The organism is Neisseria sp. WLZKY-1 (assembly GCF_046546535.1).
Classification (GTDB): Bacteria; Pseudomonadota; Gammaproteobacteria; order Burkholderiales; family Neisseriaceae; genus Neisseria.
The window spans coordinates 1-3,236 of record NZ_JBKGTW010000090.1 but is presented as its reverse complement, the minus strand read 5'-3'; the positions used below and the strand labels follow the sequence as shown (position 1 = coordinate 3,236).

Here is a 3,236-nt window from a genome sequence, read left to right as displayed (position 1 = left end):
GGAGTTTAAAAAGATTGCGATGCGTTGTGAAAAGACGGATGAATCTTTTGCTGCCAACATTTATCTGGCTGCTACGGTTTTAAGGCTGGCTTGAATGTCAACACGCCCTAGAAGCCATGATTTACCTACAAGCGAAGTTTTTGAAAAAATATCTGTAATATCCTTGCGTCAAGTGATAATTTGAGTTAATCTCTGCCTGCCGTGAATTTTCTTGTTGCGGTATTCTCAAATTCTTCAAATCTATTCCTTGAGGGCGAGTGTCTAGCCCAACTCACAGAAACCCCCGTTTTCAGACGGCCTTAACCGTGCGCCGCGCCCGTTTGCACTATAATCCGCACTTTTTTCAGACGGCCTCTTCCCATGATTCCCTTAGACCGCGTTCCCGCGAAAAACGACCCCCGCCTGCCCGTTTTGCTGCTGCAATTCACCTTTGTGTTCTGCGGCATCACCTTTTGGGGGTTCAACCGCAGCCCCGTGCAGGTCGGCCTGATTTTGGCCGTGTGCGTCGCGCTCGACTGCACGCTGCACTATCTGTTGCGCAAGAAAACGCTGCTTGTGCCCATCAGCGGGCTGATTACCGGGCTGGGGCTGTCGGTGCTCACCAATTTTTCCCACGGGCTGTGGCTCGCGCTGGTGCCGCCGTTTTTCGCCACCGCCTCGAAATACGTGTTCACCGTAAACGGGCGGCATGTTTACAACCCCGGCCTGTTCGGCGTGATTGCCGCGCTGGTGTTGAGCGACGGCATGATCACGCCCGCGCCGGCCTACCAGTGGGGCGGCGCGGGCGTTACCGCCTTTTTCATCGCCACCGCCGCACTGATGCTGTTCGCGCTCAACATCCGCCGCAGCGTGCTGATCGTGTCCTTTCTTGCGTTTTACGCCATGCAGCTCGGCCTGCGCGCCTGGCTGCTGCGCCACCACATCCCGCCGCAAACCCTGTTTATGGGCGCGTTTTCCTCGCCCGCCTTCTACCTCTTCACCTTCTTTATGATCACCGACCCGCCCACCTCGGCCGAGTCGCGCAAAGGGCAGGTGTTCATGGCTTTTTTCATCGTGTTCGTCGATTTGCTGCTGCACAAATTCCAGAGCTTCTCCACCCTGTTTTACTCGGCCTTCGCCTACATGACCCTGCGCGGCCTGTGGCTGCTGTGGCAAAACCGCGCCCGCTACCGCCACCCCGCCGCCATCCTGCGACAAGAGGCCAAAGCCCTGCTGCTCACCGGCCTCATCGGCCTCACCGGCTGGGGCGCATACCGCGCCACCCACGCCTTCGCCGCCGACGAAGCGCGTTTCCGTTTCGTCGAAATCCCCGCCGCGCACAGCGGCATGGGCGGCGCGCAGGGCGATATTTGGCAGCGCACCGACCCGCGCATGCACCACATCGCCAAATGGCTGCTCTCCGTCGGCGACGCCGCCGCCGTGGCCGATGCGGACAACGACGGCCTGCCCGACATCTTCCTCACCCAGCCCTTGAAATCCGAGCAGGACCGCGCCCAACTCTTTTTAAACAAAGGAAATTTCCGCTTCGAGCGTTTCGACATCCCCGCCCTTGCACCGCACCGCACCCGCCCCGAGCAACACGGCCTCATCGCCTCCGCCACCTGGTTCGACATGGACAACGACGGCGACCAAGACCTGCTTCTGGGCACAGGCTTCGGCAAAGGCCGCCTGCTGCGCAACGAACTCAAAGAAACAGGCCATCTGAATTTCAGCGAAATCGGACAGCAAAGCGGCCTCGACAACTACCAAATCAGCGTCGCCACCAACGTCCTCGACTTCAATGGCGACGGAAAACTCGACATCTTCGTCGGCAACGTCATGCAAACCCACCTTCCCGGCTACGGCCGCAGCGTCCCCTACAACATCTTCAAACTCCCCGAGCCCGAATACCCGGGCGACCGGCGCATGTTCGACGTGATGCACCGAAGCTGGCACAACGCCAACAATGCCGACGAAAACCTGCTCTTCCGCAACCTCGGCGGCGGCCGCTTCGCGCGTGTCCCCCAAGCCCAAACCGGCTTTCAAGGCAAACGCTGGACCATGGCCGCCGCCACCGGCGACCTCAACGCCGACGGCTACCCCGACCTCTACATCGCCAACGACTTCGGCCCGGACGAACTGTATTTCAACCAACAGGGCAAAGGCTTCCTGCCCGTCAAAGGCAGCTTCGCCGGCGCAATCGGCCGCGACACCTACAAAGGCATGAACGCCACCTTCGGCGATCTCGACGACAACGGCCGCCCCGACATCCACGTCTCCAACGTCCACGAAAAACTGCAAGCCGAAGGCAGCCTGCTGTGGATGAATTACAGCCGCCCCGGCCAGACCGACGCCGCCGCCTTCACCGACGAAGCCGCCCGCCGCAACGCCCTCAACGAACGCCGATTCGGCTGGGGCGCGGCCTTCGGCGACCTCGACCGCGACGGCCGCCTCGACTTCATCCAGGCCAACGGCATGGCCGACGACGCCTACGACAAAAAAGAAGCCGTCTGCCCCGACTACTGGTATTGGAACGCACAAATCGCCCTCACCAACCCCGACGTACACGGCTACGCCGACCGCTGGGCCGACGTGCGCGGCCGCTGCGTCTTCGGCAGCGAAGCCAACCGCATCTACATGAATAAAGGCGCCTACTTCGTCGACGTGGCCGAACAGGCCGGCTGGACGAAAAAAGGCACCTCGCGCGGCATGATCCTCGCCGACTTCGACAACGACGGCGACCTCGACAGCCTCGTCACACACATGACCGCCGCCCCGAGCCTCTACCGCAACGACAGCCAACCCGCCAACTGGATAGGGCTGCAACTTGTCGGCAACGGCACAAGCTGCAACCGCGACGCCCAAGGCAGCACCCTCGTCCTCGCCGCCGAAAACAGCCCCACCGGCGCGGCGCAACACCGCGAGGTCTACGCCAACAACGGACTCGCCGCGCAAAACGACCGCCGCATCCTCTTCGGCCTTGGCAGCCGCCCCGACCAAGAAGCCCGCATCACCGTCCGCTGGTGCGGCTACGGCAAAGAGCAGACCTACATCCTGAAAACCGGGCAGTACCACCGCATCGAACAGCAGTAAACCCTTTCAGACGGCCTCAAAGCTAATACGGAAGATACAGCAAGCGTAGCCAGCATGAGGTAACTGTGTTCCCCCACCCCGTCGGGCAGGGCAACCAAACTCGGTGATTACGCGCATTGCGGTGCGGGTTGTTGTTCGCTTTGCTGTTCGCTTTGCCGTTCTGA

Annotated in this window: 1 protein-coding gene; it reads left to right on the top strand. The window is 61.0% G+C overall.

Annotated elements, in window-relative coordinates:
- Positions 1-360 precede the first annotated feature (360 nt).
- Positions 361-3,072: an FG-GAP-like repeat-containing protein gene (locus ACLD9W_RS12180; RefSeq protein ID WP_410842259.1), complete on the top strand. Its 2,712-nt coding sequence runs from the start codon at positions 361-363 to the stop codon at positions 3,070-3,072.
- The last annotated feature ends 164 nt before the right edge of the window (positions 3,073-3,236 follow it).